Annotated in this window: 19 protein-coding genes; 8 read left to right on the top strand and 11 right to left on the bottom strand. The window is 53.6% G+C overall.

All coding sequences use genetic code 11. The features are described from left to right. Positions 1 to 147 precede the first annotated feature (147 nt). The 4 genes from pnp (at position 148) to JF44_RS0117390 (ending at position 5,028) form a co-directional block, all read left to right on the top strand. Positions 148 to 2,271: a polyribonucleotide nucleotidyltransferase gene (gene pnp / locus JF44_RS0117405; RefSeq protein ID WP_033070234.1), complete on the top strand. Its 2,124-nt coding sequence runs from the start codon at positions 148 to 150 to the stop codon at positions 2,269 to 2,271. Positions 2,272 to 2,369: 98 nt separating this feature from the next. Continuing rightward, entirely contained in the window at positions 2,370 to 3,764 is a 1,395-nt protein-coding gene (locus JF44_RS0117400; RefSeq protein WP_033070636.1) for an NAD(P)H-dependent flavin oxidoreductase, read from the top strand. Positions 3,765 to 3,944: 180 nt separating this feature from the next. Then, positions 3,945 to 4,385, top strand: coding sequence for an iron response transcriptional regulator IrrA (gene irrA / locus JF44_RS0117395; RefSeq protein WP_033070233.1), 441 nt, complete (start codon positions 3,945 to 3,947; stop codon positions 4,383 to 4,385). Between the two features lie 214 nt (positions 4,386 to 4,599). Beyond that, positions 4,600 to 5,028, top strand: coding sequence for a rubrerythrin family protein (locus tag JF44_RS0117390; protein WP_033070232.1), 429 nt, complete (start codon positions 4,600 to 4,602; stop codon positions 5,026 to 5,028). A 125-nt stretch (positions 5,029 to 5,153) separates the two neighbouring features. On the opposite strand, the gene JF44_RS0117385 is transcribed toward JF44_RS0117390, so the two are convergent. From JF44_RS0117385 to JF44_RS0117365, 5 genes are all read right to left on the bottom strand, one after another. Then, the gene (locus JF44_RS0117385) at positions 5,154 to 6,140 is read right to left on the bottom strand and encodes a TRAP transporter substrate-binding protein (protein ID WP_081944492.1); all 987 of its coding nucleotides are present in this window, start codon (positions 6,138 to 6,140) and stop codon (positions 5,154 to 5,156) included. Between the two features lie 20 nt (positions 6,141 to 6,160). Continuing rightward, a complete protein-coding gene (locus JF44_RS0117380; RefSeq protein ID WP_033070231.1) occupies positions 6,161 to 7,501 on the bottom strand; it encodes a TRAP transporter large permease in 1,341 nt (446 codons plus the stop codon). 14 nt (positions 7,502 to 7,515) lie between these two features. Further along, on the bottom strand, positions 7,516 to 8,046 hold the full coding sequence (locus tag JF44_RS0117375; RefSeq protein ID WP_052066016.1) for a TRAP transporter small permease subunit: 531 nt from the start codon (positions 8,044 to 8,046) through the stop codon (positions 7,516 to 7,518). Then, on the bottom strand, positions 8,043 to 8,780 hold the full coding sequence (locus JF44_RS0117370; protein ID WP_033070230.1) for an HpcH/HpaI aldolase family protein: 738 nt from the start codon (positions 8,778 to 8,780) through the stop codon (positions 8,043 to 8,045). The genes JF44_RS0117375 and JF44_RS0117370 overlap by 4 nt, the downstream gene beginning before the upstream one ends. 80 nt (positions 8,781 to 8,860) lie before the next feature. Beyond that, positions 8,861 to 9,685 (bottom strand): carbon-nitrogen hydrolase family protein, encoded by an 825-nt coding sequence (locus JF44_RS0117365; RefSeq protein WP_033070229.1) that lies wholly within the window; start codon positions 9,683 to 9,685, stop codon positions 8,861 to 8,863. Positions 9,686 to 9,811: 126 nt separating this feature from the next. On the opposite strand from JF44_RS0117365, the gene JF44_RS0117360 reads away from it, so the two are divergent. Then, positions 9,812 to 10,489, top strand: a complete 678-nt coding sequence (locus JF44_RS0117360; protein ID WP_033070228.1) for a GntR family transcriptional regulator — start codon at positions 9,812 to 9,814, stop codon at positions 10,487 to 10,489. A gap of 26 nt (positions 10,490 to 10,515) precedes the next feature. On the opposite strand, the gene JF44_RS0117355 is transcribed toward JF44_RS0117360, so the two are convergent. The 3 genes from JF44_RS0117355 to JF44_RS0117345 are packed head-to-tail and all read right to left on the bottom strand — an operon-like array spanning position 10,516 to position 13,525. Continuing rightward, positions 10,516 to 11,340 carry an ABC transporter ATP-binding protein gene (locus JF44_RS0117355; RefSeq protein WP_033070227.1) on the bottom strand — a complete coding sequence of 275 codons (825 nt, stop codon included), beginning with the start codon at positions 11,338 to 11,340 and terminating at the stop codon, positions 10,516 to 10,518. Continuing rightward, complete coding sequence (locus JF44_RS0117350; protein ID WP_052066015.1) at positions 11,334 to 12,395, bottom strand: FecCD family ABC transporter permease; 1,062 nt, start codon at positions 12,393 to 12,395, stop codon at positions 11,334 to 11,336. The genes JF44_RS0117355 and JF44_RS0117350 overlap by 7 nt, the downstream gene beginning before the upstream one ends. After that, positions 12,395 to 13,525: an ABC transporter substrate-binding protein gene (locus JF44_RS0117345; protein WP_033070226.1), complete on the bottom strand. Its 1,131-nt coding sequence runs from the start codon at positions 13,523 to 13,525 to the stop codon at positions 12,395 to 12,397. Before JF44_RS0117345 ends, JF44_RS0117350 begins: the two co-directional genes overlap by 1 nt. Positions 13,526 to 13,707: 182 nt before the next feature. Between JF44_RS0117345 and JF44_RS0117340 the strand changes: the two genes are divergently transcribed. Then, positions 13,708 to 14,502 (top strand): class I SAM-dependent methyltransferase, encoded by a 795-nt coding sequence (locus JF44_RS0117340; protein WP_033070225.1) that lies wholly within the window; start codon positions 13,708 to 13,710, stop codon positions 14,500 to 14,502. Positions 14,503 to 14,505: 3 nt separating this feature from the next. Here the strand turns inward: JF44_RS0117340 and JF44_RS0117335 are convergent, their stop codons facing one another. The 3 genes from JF44_RS0117335 to JF44_RS0117325 all read right to left on the bottom strand — a co-directional run bounded on the left by JF44_RS0117335 (position 14,506) and on the right by JF44_RS0117325 (position 18,096). Beyond that, positions 14,506 to 14,964, bottom strand: a complete 459-nt coding sequence (locus JF44_RS0117335) for an OsmC family protein (RefSeq protein WP_033070224.1) — start codon at positions 14,962 to 14,964, stop codon at positions 14,506 to 14,508. 40 nt (positions 14,965 to 15,004) lie between these two features. Then, a complete protein-coding gene (locus JF44_RS0117330) occupies positions 15,005 to 15,613 on the bottom strand; it encodes a GntR family transcriptional regulator (protein ID WP_238318488.1) in 609 nt (202 codons plus the stop codon). Positions 15,614 to 15,744: 131 nt separating this feature from the next. After that, positions 15,745 to 18,096: an alpha/beta hydrolase gene (locus JF44_RS0117325; protein WP_033070222.1), complete on the bottom strand. Its 2,352-nt coding sequence runs from the start codon at positions 18,094 to 18,096 to the stop codon at positions 15,745 to 15,747. A gap of 288 nt (positions 18,097 to 18,384) precedes the next feature. Between JF44_RS0117325 and JF44_RS0117320 the strand changes: the two genes are divergently transcribed. Further along, positions 18,385 to 19,680, top strand: coding sequence for an MFS transporter (locus JF44_RS0117320; RefSeq protein ID WP_420340868.1), 1,296 nt, complete (start codon positions 18,385 to 18,387; stop codon positions 19,678 to 19,680). A 27-nt stretch (positions 19,681 to 19,707) separates the two neighbouring features. Continuing rightward, a complete protein-coding gene (locus JF44_RS0117315) occupies positions 19,708 to 20,310 on the top strand; it encodes a CHAP domain-containing protein (protein WP_238318487.1) in 603 nt (200 codons plus the stop codon). Positions 20,311 to 20,754 lie beyond the last annotated feature (444 nt).

Here is a 20,754-nt window from a genome sequence, read left to right as displayed (position 1 = left end):
AGAAGCAAGGTCGGATCGGCCGACCCGATGCTTACGCCGGACCCATTAATCATGACGCTATTGTTATGAAAGCCTCATGATTAATGTGTTCGGAACTCGTGTACACTTTCGGGTCCGCAAGAGGTTTGTAAGAGGAAGAGAAAAATAATGTTTAATGTCGTCCGCAAGGAAATGCAGTGGGGCAATGCCAAACTGGTTCTCGAAACCGGTAAAATTGCTCGTCAGGCAGATGGTGCCGTCAAGGTTACCTACGGTGAAACCGTTGTCCTGTGTACTGCTGTTGGCGCAAAGCAGCCGCGCCCGGATGTCGACTTTTTCCCGCTGACTGTTAACTACCAGGAAAAAGCATTTGCCGCTGGCAAAATCCCGGGTGGTTTCTTCAAGCGTGAAGGCCGCCCGTCGGAAAAAGAAACCCTTGTTTCGCGTCTGATCGACCGTCCGATCCGTCCGCTGTTCCACCCGCTGTATCGCAACGATACCCAGATTGTTTGTACCGTTCTGTCGCATGACATGGAAAATGACCCGGACGTGGTTGCCATGATTGGTACGTCCGCTGCCCTGACCATTTCAGGTCTTCCGTTCCTGGGCCCGATCGGTGCGGCACGCGTTGGCTACAAAGACGGTGAATACACCCTCAACCCGTCGACCGAAGACATCAAGGAAAGCGATCTTGATCTTGTTGTTGCCGGTACCCGTGATGGCGTGATGATGGTCGAATCCGAAGCATCCGAGCTGTCTGAAGACATCATGCTTGGTGCGGTCAAATTCGGTCACGAGCAGTTCCAGGGCGTTCTCGACCTGATCATCGATCTGGCTGAAGATGCTGCCAAAGAGCCGCGCGAAGTTGCAGGCCTTCCGGATGGTTACGACGCACTGGTCGAAAAAATCGGTGGTCTTGGTACCGACCTTCTGACCAAGGCATATGCCAATGTTGTCAAGCAGGAGCGTTCGGCTGCTGTTGCCGCAGCAAAAGCAGAAATCGTCGAGAAACTTGGTGATGACGTTCCTGATGAACTCAAAGGCAAGGTTTCCTCGATCATCAAGGATCTGGAAAAAGACATCGTTCGCGGTGCGATCCTGAAAACCGGCAAGCGTATTGACGGTCGTACCGGTGCTGACGTTCGTCCGATCATGGGCGAAGTTTCGGTTCTGCCGCGTTCGCACGGTTCCTCGATCTTCACCCGTGGTGAAACCCAGGCACTGGCCGTTGTCACCCTTGGTACCGGTCAGGACGAACAGATCGTTGATGCCCTTGACGGTGAATACCGTGAAAGCTTCATGCTGCATTACAACTTCCCGCCGTACTCGGTTGGTGAAGCTGGCCGTATGGGCTCGCCGGGCCGTCGTGAAATCGGTCACGGCAAACTCGCATGGCGTGCGCTGCACCCGCTGATGCCAAGCAAGGATGCCTTCCCCTATACCACCCGTATTGTTTCGGAAGTGACCGAATCGAACGGTTCGTCCTCGATGGCAACCGTTTGCGCAAGCTCGCTTGCCATGATGGATGCCGGTGTTCCGCTGGCACGTCCGGTTGCGGGTATCGCCATGGGCCTGATCAAGGAAGACGACGATTTCGCCGTTCTTTCTGACATCATGGGCGATGAAGATCACCTTGGTGACATGGACTTCAAGGTTGCGGGTACCGACAATGGTATCACCTCGCTGCAGATGGACATCAAGATCACCTCGGTGACCGCAGACATCATGCAGATTGCTCTGAAACAGGCCCGTGATGGCCGTCTGCATATCCTTGGCGAAATGTCCAAGGCGCTACCGGAAGCACGTGGTGAAGTTTCGGGCAACGCCCCGACCATCACCCAGTTCTCGATCCCGAAAGACAAAATTCGTGACGTCATCGGTTCGGGCGGTAAGGTCATTCGCGAAATCTGCGAAGAAACCGGCGCAAAAGTCGACATCGAAGATGATGGTTCGATCACTGTCGCACATACCGACGGTGCAAAAGGCAAGCAGGCAGTCGATTGGATCAAATCCATCGTTGCAGAACCTGAATTGAATCATATCTATGACGGTAAGGTCGTTAAGGCTGTCGATTTCGGCGCATTCGTAAACTTCTTTGGTGCGCGCGACGGTCTTGTTCACATTTCCGAGCTGGCACCTGAGCGTGTCAAACAGGTTTCGGACATCGTGAAAGAAGGCGATCAGGTTAAAGTCAAAGTCATCGGTTTCGATGATCGTGGCAAAATCAAACTGTCGATGAAACGTGTCGACCAGGAAACCGGTGCTGACCTCGACGCAGGCGACGCCGAATAAGCAAACGGGATGCCGGACGACGATAAAAACATGACGTCGTCCGGCTCTCTGAGCGATACCTTGGTGTCGCTGGCTAATGCCGAATGGGAGAGACGAATTTGAAAGCCCTTAAACCGCTCGTCATGTCGGGTAAAGAAGTCTTGCCGGTTATCGAAGGCGGCAAAGGCGTCGCTGTATCGACGGGTAAAAGTTCCGGCGCATGGGCTGCTGCCGGCGGTATCGGGACTTTTTCCGCCGTGAATGCCGATTCTTATGACGAAAACGGCAATCTGGTTCCGATTGTATATGAAGGTAAAACCCGCAGTGACCGCCACCAGGAACTGGTGGCATATGGTATCCGCGGGGGTATTGCACAGGCGCAAATCGCGCATGAAATGCGAAACGGCGAAGGCCGTTTGCATATGAACGTTTTGTGGGAAATGGGCGGTGCTGAACCCATTCTTCACGGTGTTCTTGAAGGTGCCAAGGGCCTTATCCACGGGGTGACCTGTGGTGCGGGCATGCCCTACAAGATCGCGCAGATTTCAGCCCAGTATGGTGTGCACTATTATCCGATCGTGTCATCGGCCCGTGCGTTCCGTGCTTTGTGGCTGCGTGCCTACAAAAAGATCCCGGAATGGCTGGGCGGCGTGGTTTATGAAGATCCATGGCGTGCTGGCGGTCATAATGGCCTGTCAAATTCCGAAGATCCGCTTGTGCCCGAAGATCCGTTCCCGCGTGTTCGTGCATTGCGTGAATTCATGAATTCCGTTGGTCTGAATGATGTCCCGATTATCATGGCCGGTGGGGTCTGGTTCCTGCGTGATTTCGAAGACTGGATCGACAATCCGGAAGTTGCCCCGGTGGCCTTCCAGTTCGGTACCCGTCCGCTCCTCACACAGGAAAGCGAAATTTCCGACGAATGGAAACAGCGTCTGACCAGTCTTCAGGACGGTGATGTTTCGTTGCATAAATTCAGCCCGACCGGTTTTTACAGCTCGGCTGTGCGAAACGACTTCCTTGAAGATCTGCATCAGCGTTCTGACCGTCAGGTCCGCTATTCCAGAACGGCTGAGGCCGATTTGCATGTTGGCATTCCGCTGGGCCGTCGTGGACGTCCGATCTATGTGCGTGAAGATGATGCCGATAAGGTACGTGGCTGGCTTGACGCTGGTTATACCGAAGGCATGCCGACCCCCGATGACACCATGGTGTTCGTCACCCCCGACAGTGCATTGACGATCAAAAAAGATCAGATTGATTGCATGGGGTGCTTGTCGCAGTGCCAGTTCTCCAACTGGGAACAGCACGAAGGCACAACGGGTAAGCGCGCTGATCCGCGATCCTTCTGCATTCAGAAGACGCTGCAAAACATTGCTCATGGCGCGAAAGTGGAAAATGAGCTGATGTTTGCCGGTCACAATGCCTATAAATTTGGCGAAGATCCGTTCTATGCCAATGGCAATATCCCGACCGTAAAGGAACTGGTCGACCGTATCATGACGGGCGATTGATTCTGTTGTCAGGAACAATTTTCAAAAGGGCCGGTTTTACCGGCCCTTTTGCGTTGGGACCTGGCTATTCCACGCCATGATTTAAGTTGATCAAAATCAAAGAAACGGGCTTCTTTGTTCTCTAGTTTGTTTCCAGAGGCCATCAGAGCCATGGTCCGATCATGTTAAAGGGGCAAAGCAATGGAACAGACGTCGCGTCCATATACCAACGCGCTCAATCGGCTTAAGGCGGCCAATCTTCGACCGACGCGCCAGCGTCTGGCGCTGGCACGTTTGCTGTTTGATGAAGGTCATCGTCATGTGACCGCCGAACAACTTCATTCCGAAGCCATGAGCAACAGCGTCAAGGTTTCGCTGGCGACGGTTTATAATACGTTGCATCAATTCACGGATGCCGGGCTTCTCAATGAAATCGTGATTGATTCGGGCCGGTCCTATTTCGACACCAATACCGAACCGCATTATCATTTCTATTGCGAAGAAGACGGCATGCTGTCCGATATTCCGGCTGAGGATGTCAAAATCGCCAGTATTCCAAATGCGCCAAGCGGCATGGAACTGGCATCGGTCGATCTGGTTTTCCGCCTGAGGCGCAACCGCGCAGAACGGGATGCAGCTTAACGCGGGTGAATGTCGGTTTTCCTTGGTTCACGCAGGTAACAGACTGATGAAATCTGGCATCGTATCAGGGTAAATTGCCCCTGCTCTGCTTGACGATGACGGATATCCAGACAAATAAGAAGGCGGTGGGACCTTTCGGTTCTGCCGCCTGGTTTTTGTCTACTCGCCAGCTACTCCATGACCATCTGGCACATAATAATAAAGGACAGCGCACATGGCGCTTAAGGGAACACGTACCGAGCAAAACCTGCGCGCAGCCTTTGCCGCAGAAGCCCAAACCAACCGCCGTTATCTGTATTTCGCCCAGCAAGCCGATATTGAAGGTGAGAATGAGGCAGCCGAGCTATTTCGCACTGCTGCCGAAGCCGAAACCGGCCATGCGTTTGGTCATCTGGAATTTCTCGAAACAGCGGACAACCCGTTAGCTGACAAGGCAATGCGCACGACGCGCCGTAATCTTGAATCCGCATACGAACAGGAAAAGGCCGAAGCTGAAAACAGCTATCCTGAAATGGCCCGTATTGCGCGTGAAGAGGGGCTGGAAGATGTTGCAGCGTGGTTTGAAAGCCTGGCTCGCGTCGAGGCCGCACATGCGGACCGTATCGAACGCTTGCTTGTCCGTCTGAACGGCACTTCGGATTAAGGAAATCCGTACTTTGGCTCACTGGTCGCGTTTGTGGCCGGTCGTCGGAAATCGCATCAATTCTGAACGTATCACATCGTTAAAACCGGCATCGCGTCATTTGAACGCGATGCCGGGAGAATCACTTACTGCGCATCAAATGCATCAAGAATCTGGTTCGCGCGATCGCCGGTCTTTTCTTTCCAGTCATCGATAATCGGCTGTGCGGCTTTGGACAATTTGGCTGCGAAGGCCGGGTCAACACTTTCGAAAACGGTCATGTCGTGGGCCCGAAGTTCTTCGTATTTTGCCGCCTGATTCTTGCGAACCTGCTCGGCGCGCCATTCGGTCGCTTCTTTACCTGCCTGCATTACAGCGTCTTTCAGATCTTCGGGAAGCGCGTTGTAGGTTTCGAGGTTCAAATGCACGAATGTGAGCGGCATGGCATAGTTAATCTGGGTAAAGGTATTTGTGTAATCCCAGAAGTTGGATGCCGCACCACCATCGACACCGGTGAGGACTGCGGAAATCGAGCCGGTCGCAAGCTGCGGCACAACATCAGACCACGAGATTTGCAGTGGCGATGCGTTCAGCGCGTTCAGAACACGCGTGCCGGTGGCGTCATAGGTGCGAATACGCAGGTTTTCGAGGTCTTCTACTGCAGCGATTTCCTTGTTGGCCCAAATCCCTGACGGGTCGATCCAACCGGCATGAATCAGTTTCTGACCGTATTTTTCGAAGACAGCTTCATAATGTGGGCGGGCAATTTCCCAAAGCTTGCGGACGTCATCGAAATCCTTTGCTGTGAAGGGCAATGAGCTTAGCAGGAAAATCGGGTCGACGCCGGCAAGGGTGCCGCTGACTGTTGTTGCAATTGGCAGAGCACCGTCAGCAACAGCAAACAGATGGTCTTTTTCACGGAAACCAAGTGATGCGCCGGAATGAATGGTAATTTCAATACGGCCGTCTGAAAGTTCACTCAGACGCTGGGCATAGAATTCATCGGTTTTGGTGTTGATCGAATTCGGACCATATTCAGTCGACTGATCCCATTTGAAGTCGGCCGCGTTGGCCACTTGTCCCAGGCACAGAGGTACAAGGGTGGCAGCGGTTACAAGTAGTGACCTGATCATTGTGAAGCCTCGTTATTTGCTTAGTTAAACAGGATATTCGGGAGATAGAGAACGATGTTCGGGGCGAAATAGAACACCGCAACGCACGCGCACATCAGGAAGCAGAACGGCAGGGCATAAAGCGCCATGCGCGAAATCGGCACCCCGTCAATGGCGTGAATGATCATCAGATTGAATCCGACGGGTGGTGTAATCTGACCGACTTCGACCATAATCACGAGATAGATGCCAAACCATATCAGATCGATTCCAAGGCTTTGGACAATCGAAAACAGGATTGGCAGCGTCATCACGATGATGGAAACACCATCCAGGATCATGCCAAGGAAAATAAAGAAAACTGACGTCAGAATGATGAACTGGCCGGGTGAGATGTTTGCGCTCACAATGAAGTTCGCCAGTTCGACCGGGATATGAAGATAGCCAAGAGCAGTTGAAATCAGTGACGCGGCAATAACCACGGTGAAGATCATGACACTGGTATGAAGTGCTGCCATTAAAGAGCTTTGGAACACATCCCAGCTCAGAGTGCGTGTCAGTGCTGTCAGTGCGAGAACGCATAACATGCCAATGCCTGCCGCTTCTGAGGGTGTTGCTATGCCGCTATAGATCGAGCCAAGAACCAGCGTGATGATGACGATAATCGGTGCCAAATCACGCAGACTGTCAAACCATCCATATCCTTCGGCAATACTGGCTTCAGGGGCAGGTGTCTGATGTGTGTTTTCAGGATTTTTTTCCCGGTCACCCGATATCAGACAGATAATAGCGACATATGCAGAAAAAGTTCCGGCAATAAAAAGGCCAGGCAGGACGCCAGCGGCAAACAGACGGTCGATCGGGACTTCGGCCAGAACGCCATACACAATCATGACAATGGATGGCGGGATCAGAAGACCAAGGCTGCCGGACCCGGCCAGAGACCCCAGTACAAGACTGCGGCGATAGTTGTTCTTCCCAAGTTCGGAGATGGTGATCTTGCCAACTGTTGCTGTGGTCGCAGCACTGGATCCGCAGATGGCCGAAAAAATTGTACAGCCCAAAACATTGGAATGGATGAGCCCACCGGGCAGCAAGCGCACGAGCGGGCCTAACCCGCGAAAAATGCGCGCTGAGATATCGGTCTTGAGAATCAGTTCACCCAACCAGACAAACAGCGGAATGGCCGCCAGTTCCCAAGACCCGGAACTTCGCAGAATGATTGAACCGAAAATATTCATGACTCGGTCGAGCGCCATGTCGCCAAAGACCATAAGTGAAAAAGTCGCGACCAGAATTAGTCCGACGTAAATCCAGATTCCGGATGCCAATACGACGAGAATGGCAGCCAGGATGATCATTGCTGTTGAAAGCGGATCCATGTTGCCTCACCTGATTACTGCTGGCTGTTTTCAGCCATGAGTGTTTTTTGGGCGTACAGCAGAATGTTGACCAGCAACCGCAGGAGGTAAAAACCCAGCCCCGCAATTATGAACATCTGCGGAATCCACAGCGGCGTTTCCGCGAAGCTTGCACTGGTAATTCCAAAGCGCCAGTTACGTGTGAAGATGTTGAACAATGCGCCAAACAGAAGGATGCCGGCACACATGGCAGCGATATTTGCGACGAGATCTGCAACAGCCTGTGTGCGTTTGCTGACCGCATCTCTCAAAAGTTTCACGCGGATCAACCGATCCTCGGTATGAGTTGCGGCGAGCGCCATGAAGACCATGGCACCCAACGCATAACCAACGAACTCCTCCAACACAAAAGTCGATGTATCGAAAAATGCACGCAGTACGATTTCGATTGAAATATGTACGAGCATGTAAACGATCAAAGCTGCGGCAAACCAAGATAACCAAAGGCCAATCTTGGTCATGACCCAGTCAATGCGCGATATGATGGAGTGGTTCTGGGTGCTCATTTTCCAATAATCTCGTTCATGGTTTGCTTTGCGGCATTCAGCCCCTGGAATAAGGCACCATGTTCCATGATCAGAACGGCATGACTGGCGCCATTCTGGGCTGCGAATTCCTTTTCTTCCGGGCTCCAGGCAGGCAGAGCCCAATCTTTGCCAACAGCACGTGCCGCAGCGGCAATCTTGCCAAGGTCGTCGAAGTCGCCGGGTTTGCGCGAATAGGCACCACGTTCACGACGTAAAGACAAATCCGATGGTCCAACGAATACGCCATCCACAGTTGGAAGTGCCAGAATGGCTTCGATTTCCTCAACCGCACCGTGATCCTCAATCATCGGATAGCAGCGCGTCTTCGTGTCTTGCTGCTTGACCCAGGCATCATCAAAACCGGCATAGTTCGATGTGCGACCGCCGGCAAAGCTGCGGTCACCAAGCGGGGGAAACTTGGCAAATGCGCAAACTTCCTCGGCGTGGGCGCGGCTCATGACATGGGGAATAACGACTGTGTCCGCGCCAAAATCAAGCGCCTGCTGAATCGGGCCGCGTTCAGGGCCAAGAACCTTGGCCAGTACTTCAAAGCCAATCGATTTGAGGAACGGGATAAAACGTTCAAGGTCTTGCAGATCAAAGGAGCCATGCTCGATATCAAGGGTGATGAATTCATAACCTGCCAAGCGTGCCATCTCGGCAGCGGCAAAACTTGGTGAAGACATCCAGAAACCGTGTTTCGGTGCAGACATTTCGTGGGGCTTTCTTTCTGTTTGGTCGTCAGGCGGCGGCCCCGAAAGGCCGCCTGTCTGTGGTGGCAGACGAGGGAGGTTTATGATTTTGCGCTGATCGAATACATGTCATCCCGGCGGTTTTTCAACGCGGGGAGTTCTTCGCGCACTTTGGTCTGCTGTGCAAAATCAAGATCGGCGATGGCATAGCCAACATCGTCACGCATGCAGGTCAGAATGGTACCCCATGGATCGATGACCATGCTGCGCCCGTTACAGGCACCTGCAGGGGGATAAGGTCCGACCTGTCCCGGTGCAATGACGAAACACTGGTTTTCAATCGCACGGGCACGGAGCAGGGTCTCCCAATGGTCACGTCCCGTGTAAAGCGCGAACGCTGCCGGGACGAACAGGATTTCGGCTCCTGAAAGTGCCTGCAACCGATAGAGTTCCGGGAAACGCACGTCATAGCAGACCGAAAGACCGACCTTGTGCCCGTTCACTTCCCCGGTAACGATTTCACTGCCCGGTTGAACGGTGTCGGATTCGTGGTAGGTGATACGCCCCGGCAGATCGACATCATAAAGATGCAACTTGTTGTATTGCGCGTTGATCTGGCCGTCGCGGCCAAACAGGATGCTGCGGTTCGAACAACGATCGGAATCACTGTTCTTGATGCGGATCGAACCCAACAGGATCGACACATCAAGTTCCTTTGCAAGTGCAGCAAAGCGTTGGGTGGTGGGGCCACCTTCTGCTTCGGCGGCTTCGAACGCTCCATCCTTGGGGCCTTGATATTCGGAGTATTCCGGCAAGGCGATCAGATCGGCTTTGTCTGCAGCTGCTTCGCGCACGAGGCGTTCTGCAGTGGCAAGGTTCTTTTCCTTGTCGTCTTGTGAGTTGAGCTGGCAAACGGCGACGCGCATTTTAGTAGCCTCAGTTGTTGTTATTTCTCGTGTATACATGACATGTACATAAGAAATATTTCGTTGTCTAGGTCGAATTTCTTGTATAATTGTGTGACTAACAAGCGACAACCCACACGAGGCACGATGTCAAAACCTGCGGAATCCGTTGAAAACGAAACGGAAAAGACCAAGCGACCAGCAAAGGAGCTTGTCTACAGCTATGTTCGCCGGAAAATTTTGAACGGTGAAATGCAGGGAGGGGACTTCATCGAAGAAAAGGTCGTGTCGGAGGCGGTAGGCGTTTCACGCACGCCTGTACGTGAAGCCTTACACCGTTTGCAGAATGATCATTATATCACTCTAACACCGCGTCGTGGTGCTGTGGTACGTCAGATCACGGCCAAGGAACTTGCCGAAGTTTATGAAAGCCGGCGTCTGATCGAAAGCCATGCGATGGCACACATATGTCGCGAAAAGCTTACGCTGCCGTCGGATTTGCGTGTTCTATATGACAAGATGTGTGTGACAACCGACAGCAAGGACTTCGTGGAACGCGCTGAATACGATCAGGCTTTTCACCGTGCAATTGTTGCAACAACTGACAACCGGGTGCTTGTAGAGCTTTACGATTCACTTCAGGTGCGTCAGCAACGGGTGGCGATCGCCGCCATGCGTGTTCATCCGTCCAGAGCCGAAACCATCGACCGCGAACATTTACAATTGATCGAAGCTCTTGAAAATTACGATGAACAGGCAGCTGTCGAGATTATCTCAAAACACCTGCGCCCACTGGCAGACGTAATCACACGTCTGCCAGTCTAGATCTTTAGCCCGTGGTGATCTCGCGCCTATTGCGCGGCGCGGGTGGTTTCGGTTTGTGTATTGTGACCGACTGCGATGTTGTGGCGGCTGTTGGTTTCATCGCTTGGCCCGCGCAGTACGATATGGGGATGGCCAAGTGAATTCATCTCAACATGGCCATCGACCTGATAGACATCGCGCAGAAGATCGCTGTCGATCACATCCGAACACGGACCAAACGCCACCATCCTGCCATCGCGAATCGCCATCGCCTGGTCACAATATTGCAGCGCATGGTTCAGATCGTGAATGGCAATCAGAACAATGATGTTCTGGCCTTTGGCGATATCGCGCATGAACGATAGAACCTCCATCTGGCGATGCAGATCAAGGGCCGATGTCGGTTCATCCATCAAAAGAATCTTGGGGTCGCGCACCAGCGTCTGGGCAATGGCAACCAACTGGCGTTGTCCGCCGCTGAGTTCGCCCAGATTACGCCCGGCCAGATCGGAAATGCGCAAGGCCGCAAGGATGTCATCAATCCGGGTCAGTTCATCGTTCTGCACACGCAGGCTTGATCCCTGTTTGGCAGCAAGAATGACAGACTCATACACCGACAGAACGGCAGTCGATCCAGTATCCTGAGGCATATAGCAAATCGTATTGCGTTCTTTGCGATGCGTTCCAATATCGACTTTGCCGCCACCTTTCGCCAATCCGGCGACGCGGCGAAACAGGCTTGATTTGCCCGCGGCATTCGGGCCGATAACGGCGGTTACAGTGCCGGGCTGAATGGTTGGTGTTGTAACACCTGATACCACCTGCACCTTGCCATAGCGGGTCCCGATATCTTCAAGACGCAGCGTTACCATGATTTCCTCCGACTTGCGAAGATCAGCGAGAAGAAGAAGGGAACACCCACAAGGGCGGTAATCACCCCGATCGGAAGGATTGCACCCGGGATCAGCAATTTGGATAGAACCGAGGTGGCCGACAAAATGAGCGCCCCGCACAGAATTGATGCGGGCAGGAAGAAGCGTTGATCTTCACCGACCAGCATGCGGGCAATATGTGGCCCAACCAGCCCGATAAATCCGATCGTGCCGACAAACGATACCGGAATGGCTGCCAGAAGGCTGACAATCAGCATGGTCCGCAAACGAAGCCCCTGCACATTGACGCCAAAGCTTTCCGCCTTGGCATCCCCAAGACGCAGGGCGGTCAATGCCCATGCCTGACGGGTAAAGAGCGGAATGGCGATCATGACAGCTGCTGCTGTTACGGCGACCTTGGTCCATGTTGCCTTAACCAGCGACCCCATGGTCCAGAACACAACAGCGGCAAGCGCCTGTTCACTTGCGAGATACTGCAAAAGGGCCAGAAGCGCGTTGAAGGTAAACACCAGTGCAATGCCCAGCAAAACAATGGTTTCGACCGTCACACCGCGCAGGCGGCTGAAGAAATGAATGATCAGTGCCGTGCCCATCGCCATGATAAAGGCATTGAGCGGAATGATGAAATCGACAAAGGCTGGCAGCAATGCAACCCCAAGAACCAGTGCCAATGCCGCACCAAACCCGGCCGCAGCCGAGATGCCCAGTGTAAACGGGCTGGCAAGCGGGTTGGCAAGGATGGTCTGCATCTGCGCCCCGGCGGTGGAAAGTGCTGCGCCCACGGTCAGCGCCATCAGGGCAACCGGCATGCGGATATCCCATATCACGACGCGCAATTGATCGGTCGCCGACCAGGGATCAAGCAGGGTGGCGATCACGTCCGATAGCGGATAATTCGCCGGGCCCGTTGCCAGATCGACAGCAAACGAAATGAACAATGCCCCGCCCATCAAAAGCAGGAGCAAGAAACGACGCAGGGAGCGTGCCTTGTAATGCACGCTCCCGGCTTCGACGCTGATGGGGTTGGTCGTCATTAGTTTGTGACTGTGTCGCTGATCGAGATGAAGTAGCCCGGCTGATAATCCAGCGGCAGGAAGCGTTCGTGCAGTTCCTTGAAGGTTGCTTCGGCGTCGATGTCGGCAAACAGATCCGGGTGGAACCATTTTGCCATCTGTTCGATCACAACGAACTGATACGGGCTGTTATAGAACTGGTGCCAAACCGCATGGATTTCGCGATTCTCAACCGCTTTGATGCCGGTAAATGCCGGACGTTCCATCAGGGCAACCAATTTGCGCCGCGCTTCGACCATATCGGCATCCGGGCCAAGACCAACCCATCCGCCGCCCGGGGAATATGCTTCCCAGCTTGCACCGGTCCCAACGAACTGATCGGGGTTGGAAGCAACAACCTGTTCCGGGTTGATGGTGCCAAAGGTGCCCGGGATGATTGATGCTGCGATGTTCACACCACCAGCCATTTCAACCATGGTGCCGAAATTCTCGTTGCCAAACGACATGCAGCATTCATCGGAATAGCCCGCTGCGCGTTCAATGAAGACTTGCGGTTTTTCCGGATTTGCCTTGGCGATGCGGTCAGTGACGTTCTTGATGCTGTCAGAACGGAATTTGATGAATTCCGCTGCGCGATCTTCCTTGCCGGTCAACTGACCCAGGATTTTCATGCTGGTGTCGGTGTTTTTCATCGGCGCTTCACGGAAGTCGATATAGACCAGCGGAATACCAACGGCGGCAAGTTTTTCATCAAAACCACCATCTTCGGTGGCGGCTTTGGCTTCGAGGTTCATGATCACGACGTCAGGATTGACCGAGATGGCCTGTTCAATATCGAACGTGCCGTCTTTCATGCCACCAAAGGTCGGAATGTCGTCAATGTGGGGGTATTTTGCAGCATAGATGTTGTAGGTCTGCGGATCGGCTTTTTTCAGATCATCGCGCCAGCCAACAACACGCTGGAAAGGGTCTTCGCTATCGAGCGTTGCCAGACCATAAAGCAGGCGACCTTCCCCCAGAATAACCCGTTCAACAGGCAAGTTGACCGAAACCTCGCGACCGGCAACATCCGTTACCGTGACGGATTCCGCCGCCTGTGCAGCCCCTGCCACCAACATGGTCAGTGCTGCAAATGCACCAAAGATTTTCATTCCCGTTCCCTCAAATTACAATTGCCTGAGCGCCGGATTATCAGCTATTGAGAATGCAAATCAATATTTTTCGCATAGAAATTGCAAATCAATCACATATTAAGTTGTTGTGATGTTGTGCGATAAAGCAGGAAAAACCTGTAGAGAATCGCAGAGTAAAGCCAGAGAGAGACCCGACCACCATGCATCAGGCTAGCAATTACAATCTGCGTGAAGAGATCAAGGAATACTGGTCAATGCGGGCTGCCACCTTTGACGAGCAACCCGGTCACGAGATTTTTTCAGAAACCGAACGTGTGGCCTGGCATGCCCTGTTTGAACGTCATTTTGGCAAGGGTGACGGCCGCAAGGCGCTTGACCTTGCCAGCGGGACAGGCGTGATCAGCCACCTGATGCATGATCTCGGATTCGCGGTGACCGGTATGGACTGGTCCGAGGCGATGCTTGAAAAGGCGCGTGCGAAGTCAAAACAGCGCGGATCGAAAATTCGTTTTCTGTTGGGCGACGCCGAACGCACGCTTGAAGATGATGACAGTTATGATGTGATCATCACCCGCCATCTGGTCTGGACGTTGGTTGACCCGGTGGCGGCATTCACGGAATGGTTCCGTGTGCTCAAACCCGGTGGCAAGCTTCTGATCGTTGATGGTGATTTTGTCTCGCCGACCTGGGCGACAAAACTTAACAAGGCGCTGGCGGGTTTGTTTGAACGGCTTGGCATGCGCAAACCTGTTGCGGCCGTCCCGCACATGCAAACCCATCACGACATTCTGGCGCGGGTGCATTTTTCTGACGGTGCGCGTGCCGATGAAGTTTCCAAAATGCTCCGCCAAATTGGCTTTGACCCGATTGCAGTTGATTTCAATCTGAAGAAAATCCATTCAGCGCAAAAGAAACACATCAGCCTTGCCAAGGGGTTGGAACGCGGCGCGCAGCATCGCTATGCCATTTGTGCGCAAAAGCCCTTGGTCGATTGAGTGCTAGACAGGGTCGACCAGAACCGCACATTTAACTGAATTGGCAAGGAAGCAGGCTTCGTGGGCACGGTGATGAAGGTCTGCTTCCAGTTCACTGTTCGGGGCCTTGTCGCCATAGGTAATCTTCGGGCGCAAGGTGACCTTGGTGATCATGGTTTTGCCCGCCACGATTTTCATTTCGCCGATGGCATTATCGGCATATTGATCCACGACCACACCCGCATCAGATGCAAAATGCAGGAAAAACAGCATGTGGCAGCTTGAAAGGGCTGCGACAAAGGCCTCTTCCGGATCGACATTGTCCTCAACAGAATAGGGCAGTGGCACGACATGTGGCGAAGAGGATGCCGGAACCTCCGCCCCGCCATCAAAGCGCCAGACATGCCCCCGTGAATAGCGGCGATCGGTAAAGATTTCGGCTTCTTTACGTGTCCAGATAACTTCTGCGCCAAAGCTGCTCATTGATGGGGCTCCTGTCAGGGTGGGCTTATGTCAGGGGGATTTATAGGATCTCAACTGGGATCAATTTACCGACGGTGTCGCCGATATGGGTGGAAAGAACATCACAGGCGGCATCGATGTCATTGGCGCCAAGGGCCTCAAGGATCAGGCTGTGTTCCTCGTAAAAGGCACTTCGGGTTTGTGATCCCATTGGCTGCATGGCGTAGGCCCGTCTGGTTTCACTGCGAAATTCACTGATCATGCCAAGTAGCCGCTCATTGCCGCAGGCACCATAAAGTGTCTGGTGAAAATCCTGATCAAGTTCAGCCAGAATTTCGGGTTCTTCCTCTTCAATCAGATCTTCATTGAGGCGGCGCGCCTTGCGCAGGGCCCCTGCCGTCAGGTTGGGCGCGGATAGCTTAAGGGCTGTGATTTCAAGCGAGACACGAATTTGGCAAAGTGCCCGGACGTCCTTGGCCATAAGGGCGGTGACGGCAAGGCTTCGGTCAGAACGTTTTTCAAGTAAACCAGAAGCATGCAACCGTTCCAGTGCATGGCGGACCGGTTGGCGGCTTACGCCAAAGCGTGCTGCCACTTCTTCCTGCTTAAGGACCGTACCGGGCGCAATCAGGCCGGTTTCAATGTCAGCGCGCAGTGCGTCTGTGATCATGTTTGTATCCATGGATCCAAAGTATGTTGACGCAACGGCCCCGTCAAGGCCATTCTGGCTCTGGCTCTGGCTCTGGCTCTGGCTCTGGCTCTGGCTCTGGCTCTGGCTCTGATGTTGTTCGTTGAGCAGGTTTATTCTGCGGGGATGGCGTTTGATTTTGCGGGTTGGGCTTCGCAGTGGCTTTGCACAAAATCGATGATGCGTGCATGTGCGCGGTCGATATCTTCGTTCACAATGCCGTGGCGATCGGATTTCAGCATCTGAACATCAATCTCGGAGGCGTTGGTTGCAAGTCGCCGGATCATATTTGCACTGGCGGGATCGACCACTTTGTCACCATCACCCTGCAAGATCAGGGTCGGGCATTCAAGTTCTGCCAGCCGGGTGTGCATTTTCGCCACGGCTTGGCGCAACTGATGCAGCCCCCCGATCGGAATGTTGCGGTAATTGATTTCAGGATGTTCGGACTCATTGGGGCGAAACCCCAGAAGCTCCTGTGCGGATGGCATCCATCCCATCAATTTGTTCGCCCCATATAGCAGCGGCACAAACATAAGATTGCGATTGCGGAATTTAACAGGCGTTCCTGCAAGGACAAGTGCGCGGAGTTTATCGGGTTTATGGGCCGCATGAATGACCGAAAGCGCCCCACCGGTTGAAAAGCCGACCATCACCACCTGATCGCAAAACGGTGCAAGTATTTCATATCCGCGTCGGACGGATGCCAGCCAATCTGTCCATTTTCGCTTTTGTAACTCATGGGGCGATGTGCCATGACCTGCCAGGCGCACGCCCATTACGGCATGGCCCATGGCGGCAAGCTTGTCGCCCAATTCGCGAAGTTCGGCGGGCGATGCCAAAAAACCATGCACCAGTAATACGCCACAGCCAAATTGGGTTTGCCCATTGGGCAACAGCAAATACGGGCGGCTATCGGCTGTTGCGGTTTCTTGTGTGTTGATCGCGTCATATCTGGGTTTTTGGTACCTCGCGTGGTTCCAGGACCAGGCTAGGATTTCATCGTCAAAGCGTCGGCGGGCGATATCGGTCGGGCTTAGGTGGTCAACTTCGATCCGTGCACGTTCAAGCGCCTGCCAGCAGGCATGGATTGGCGCCATTTCATTGGCATAGACCATGATCGGATTGCCCATGCGGATTTCGTCAAACGCTGCTTCGGCCTGCAATTTGGGCAGGAAACAATATTTCTGATCGCGCCGTTCAATCAGACCAAGCGCAACCGCACTATCGATAAAGAACCGGATCTGCGGGCAATTCAGTTCAAAGATGCCAACATAGTCGGCGGGATTGCGCATGCCGCGATGCAGGTGCACATTTTCGGCCTGCTGGATGTTCTTGATGGCCAGATAAAGCGTCCTGTCAAAATGGCTGATATCGACTTCGGTTACGCCATCGTCCAGCCACATCATGATCAGCCGTGATGCCAGATGGCTGACATTGATGGTCAGGTTGGAATACATCACCGACATGCATTGATCACGCAGGGGTTTAATGTTTCGTGTGATGGCAAACTGCGGCACACGTTCGGTAATTTTTCCAAGGGTTTTGAGCGGTCTGAACAGATCATCAATGCACCGCGCCTGTTCGACCCGTTTGGCCAGAAGGCGCCGATCAAGCCAATTGAACTGACCGCGTGGATTTACCGGGTCACCAAGACGGATGTCCATATCGGTCTTTTTGAACATCAAATTGCCTTCGATGATCATTTCCTCGGCCATTTTGGGGCTGAGCCCACCGGTAAACATGTCGGCGGCCCGTGCCAAAAGGTTCTGATCCACCCGAAGCGGATGGAAGGTGATATTGGCCGGAAACATCAAGGTCGGCTTGGCAAGGGTTGCCCGCAAATCGTCTTCGTTGCGTTCAAGGAGTGCTGCCCAGCGTGTGAGTTCCCCGTCATTGCCCTTGTTGATCAGGGCAGATAATCCGATCTTGAAACCGTCGATACACAGGCCAAGCAGCGCGGCCCCGGTGTGATGGGCGCGTCGTATATCGGCTGATCGTGAATAGACACTGTAATCAGGGCGTTTGGGATGGGGGCGGTCGTTGGCGATGACCCGTCGGTCCTTGACCATGCCGCCTTCGGGAAACACCACAACCTTGCCGCCGCGCAGGATTTCCTCGGCCAGAAATGGCAATAACCGTTCATAGTCGTTGGGCACCCCGCCAAGGGCACGCAGATAGCGTGAAAAGGTATTGTCCTGGGCAAAAAACTCGCCCGATGCGATGGACCGGCAATACACCCCGGTTTCCAGTGCGATCAGGAATTGCGGGATGAATGTTTCAAACCGGGCGAAATGATTGAACATGAAGATGTCGCCCTGCGACATGTGGTCGCGTGATCCGTGCATCTTGATGTTGATGTCGATATTGGCCCGCAAGGCGGTCATCGCGCGAATGGTCCATTCGCACGTTTTGGGATTGATAGCGAACTTTTCACGTTCAATATCGCGAAATGTCGGAACCATGTATGGCGTTACCCCGGCCTGATATAAGATATTGGTTTCTTGGAGCGTTTCGTCGATTTTTTATTGTGCAGTGTGTAAAATACATATGTGTCGTAGGTTCCGGTTTTGGAAGGCACCGTTTGGCCGATTTACGAAGATTTGATGCCAGGTCGGCCTGTCTTTCGTATAATCCGTGATCTTTGGGGTGCGCGACCGTGCACCCGCCTGACCCAAATACGCATCGCTAACGCCACCCCAACAGCGATGCGTGGGTGTGACAAACCCGACAGACCCAAGATTGGAGGCCGTGTGCCCAGTCCCGCCCCGGACCAAAATACGCCTGACCCTGACACAGCGCAGCCCGCGAATGGCGACGGGCAAACTCGGTCGATTTTTTCCGACCGTAACTTTCTTTTGTTTCTGGCCGGGCAATGCATAACGACCCAAGGCCTTTGGATTCAAAAAATCGCCATGTCGTGGTTGGCCTGGTCTTTGACCGGCTCGGCTTTCTGGACGGGGGCTATTGCGGCACTCAATTTCGCACCGGCCTTTTTCCTTGGCCCGATTTTCGGTGTGATGGCAGACAGGGTTGATTTGCGGCGCACCGCCATGGCGATCAATCTTGGGCAGGCGGGGGTATCATTCCTTTTGATGGGGTTATCCTTTGCTGGCATGATGACCCTGCCCTGGATGGTGGTTCTTGCTGGTGCGATGGGGGTATTGGGCAGCGCGATGACGCCTGTGCGTCTGTCGCTGGTGCCGGTGATTGTACCGCGTGAATTCATGAGCCGTGCGGTGGCCTATGCGGCGATGAATTTCAATATATCGCGTTTGGTCGGCCCTGCTGTCGGGGGTGTGGTGATTGCCACCTGGGGCACGGGGGCCGCATTCATGATCAATGCGTTGACCTATCTGCCGATGATTTTTGTCATATCGATTGTCACCCTTCATATGGAACGCGCGCCAGACGCCAAAAGCAGGCGCATCTGGACGTCGCTTGTTGACGGGGCGCGCTATGCCATGTCCCACTCGATGATCCGATCCGTACTGGCGCTGTCGTGCTTTGTATCGCTGGTCGGGACCGGCATGGTTGAACTGATGCCGGTCTTTGCCGAGGCGGTCTATGAACGTGGCGTGACCGGGCTTGGCATGCTGGCATCGGCAGCCGGGATCGGGGCGGTAACGTCGACTTTTATCCTGTCGCGAATGACATCTGATGCCATGGCCTATCAACGGGTGACCATTATCGGGGCCTTTACCGCATCAGTTGGAATGGTCGGGCTTGGCTTTGCGCCCTGGTACGAACTTGCAGTCGTTCTTGTTGCCATTGCAGGCGGGGGGCTGACGCTTGTGGGGGTTGGGTCGCAAACCGCCCTGCAGTTGACCGTTGATAACCGTCTGCGCGGCCGGGTCATGAGCTTTTGGAGTGCGGCCAGTTTTGGTGGCATGGCGCTTGGCGGGACATTGTTGGGCGCGATTTCCGAGGCGGGCGATATTCAATATACCGCACGCGGGTCTGGCATTCTGATTCTGTGCGCGGCCTGTGTCGGATTGTGGCGGCTTTATCGGATTGGTGCACTGCCACGGCGCACGGCACTGCGGTAAAGGATTCTTAAGGCATCAGGCCATAAGGTGATCCATCGTGAGATGATCGGGGATTTCCAGATGCGCTTGGTTGGTATTGTTGGACTGTGCTTGTTGCTTTCGGCGTGTTTTAGCACCGGCAACACCGCGCATAAATCAGAAGGGCCGATGCCAAGCGACACGGTCCAGTCCCTTGCCAGTGTCAGTATTCCGTCATCACGGCTGAACTCTTTCACCCCGACCAACAAGTTCCTGCAATGTGTGCCTTATGCCCGCGAAGTGTCGGGTATCCAGATTTATGGCGATGCCTGGACGTGGTGGGGGCAGGCGGGCAAGAAAAGCTTTCAGCGCGGCAATCGGCCGCAAGTTGGGGCGGTGCTGGCATTGCGGAAAACATCGCGTCTGAAGCTTGGTCATGTTGCGGTGGTGTCTGCGATCCTTGATGACCGCAAAATTCTGGTCAATCACGCCAACTGGGGCAGTGATTCGCGCACACGCGGCAAGGTCCACTATCGACAGCCCGTGGTTGATGTGTCGCCGGGGAATGACTGGTCGGAAGTTCGGATGATGAACACGCTTGGCAGTTTTGGCAGTGTCTATCCGGCGCACGGCTTTATCTATCAGCCGACCGAAACCGCCGAGGTTCACTAGAGCGTTTTCTGTTTTGCCTGACGCAATCCCAATGAAAAGTGGCGAAGCCCCCACGGATAAAGAGCTTCGCCAATTAAACCCGTGCGGGCGGCACGGGTTCGGGGGTTGAACCCGACAAGCTTGTAAAAGGATGGTCGTTGGCAAATGCGCCTACGCCCTGCGAGAAAGATACTTCTCAAACCCGTTGGCGTTACGTTGAACGAATGCCAGATGACCTTTTCACCGCTTGAATTCATAATTATCTATAAAATAACATAAGATATATTAATTACGCCGCGAACGAGCGGTGAAATCAACGCCAAAAATGACCTTTCCGGCATTTTTTAGGATTTCTCTTGGGAACCGTCAGTTATCTATTTGTTTTTAATTAATAAATATTATCTATAAAATCGACGTTCACGCACAGATATCTTTGCCGAAACGCGTTTTCGCTACCGCCTCAGA

This window comes from Thalassospira australica, assembly GCF_000763295.1.
Taxonomy (GTDB): Bacteria; Pseudomonadota; Alphaproteobacteria; order Rhodospirillales; family Thalassospiraceae; genus Thalassospira; species Thalassospira australica.
This window is presented reverse-complemented; position numbering and strand designations above follow the sequence as displayed.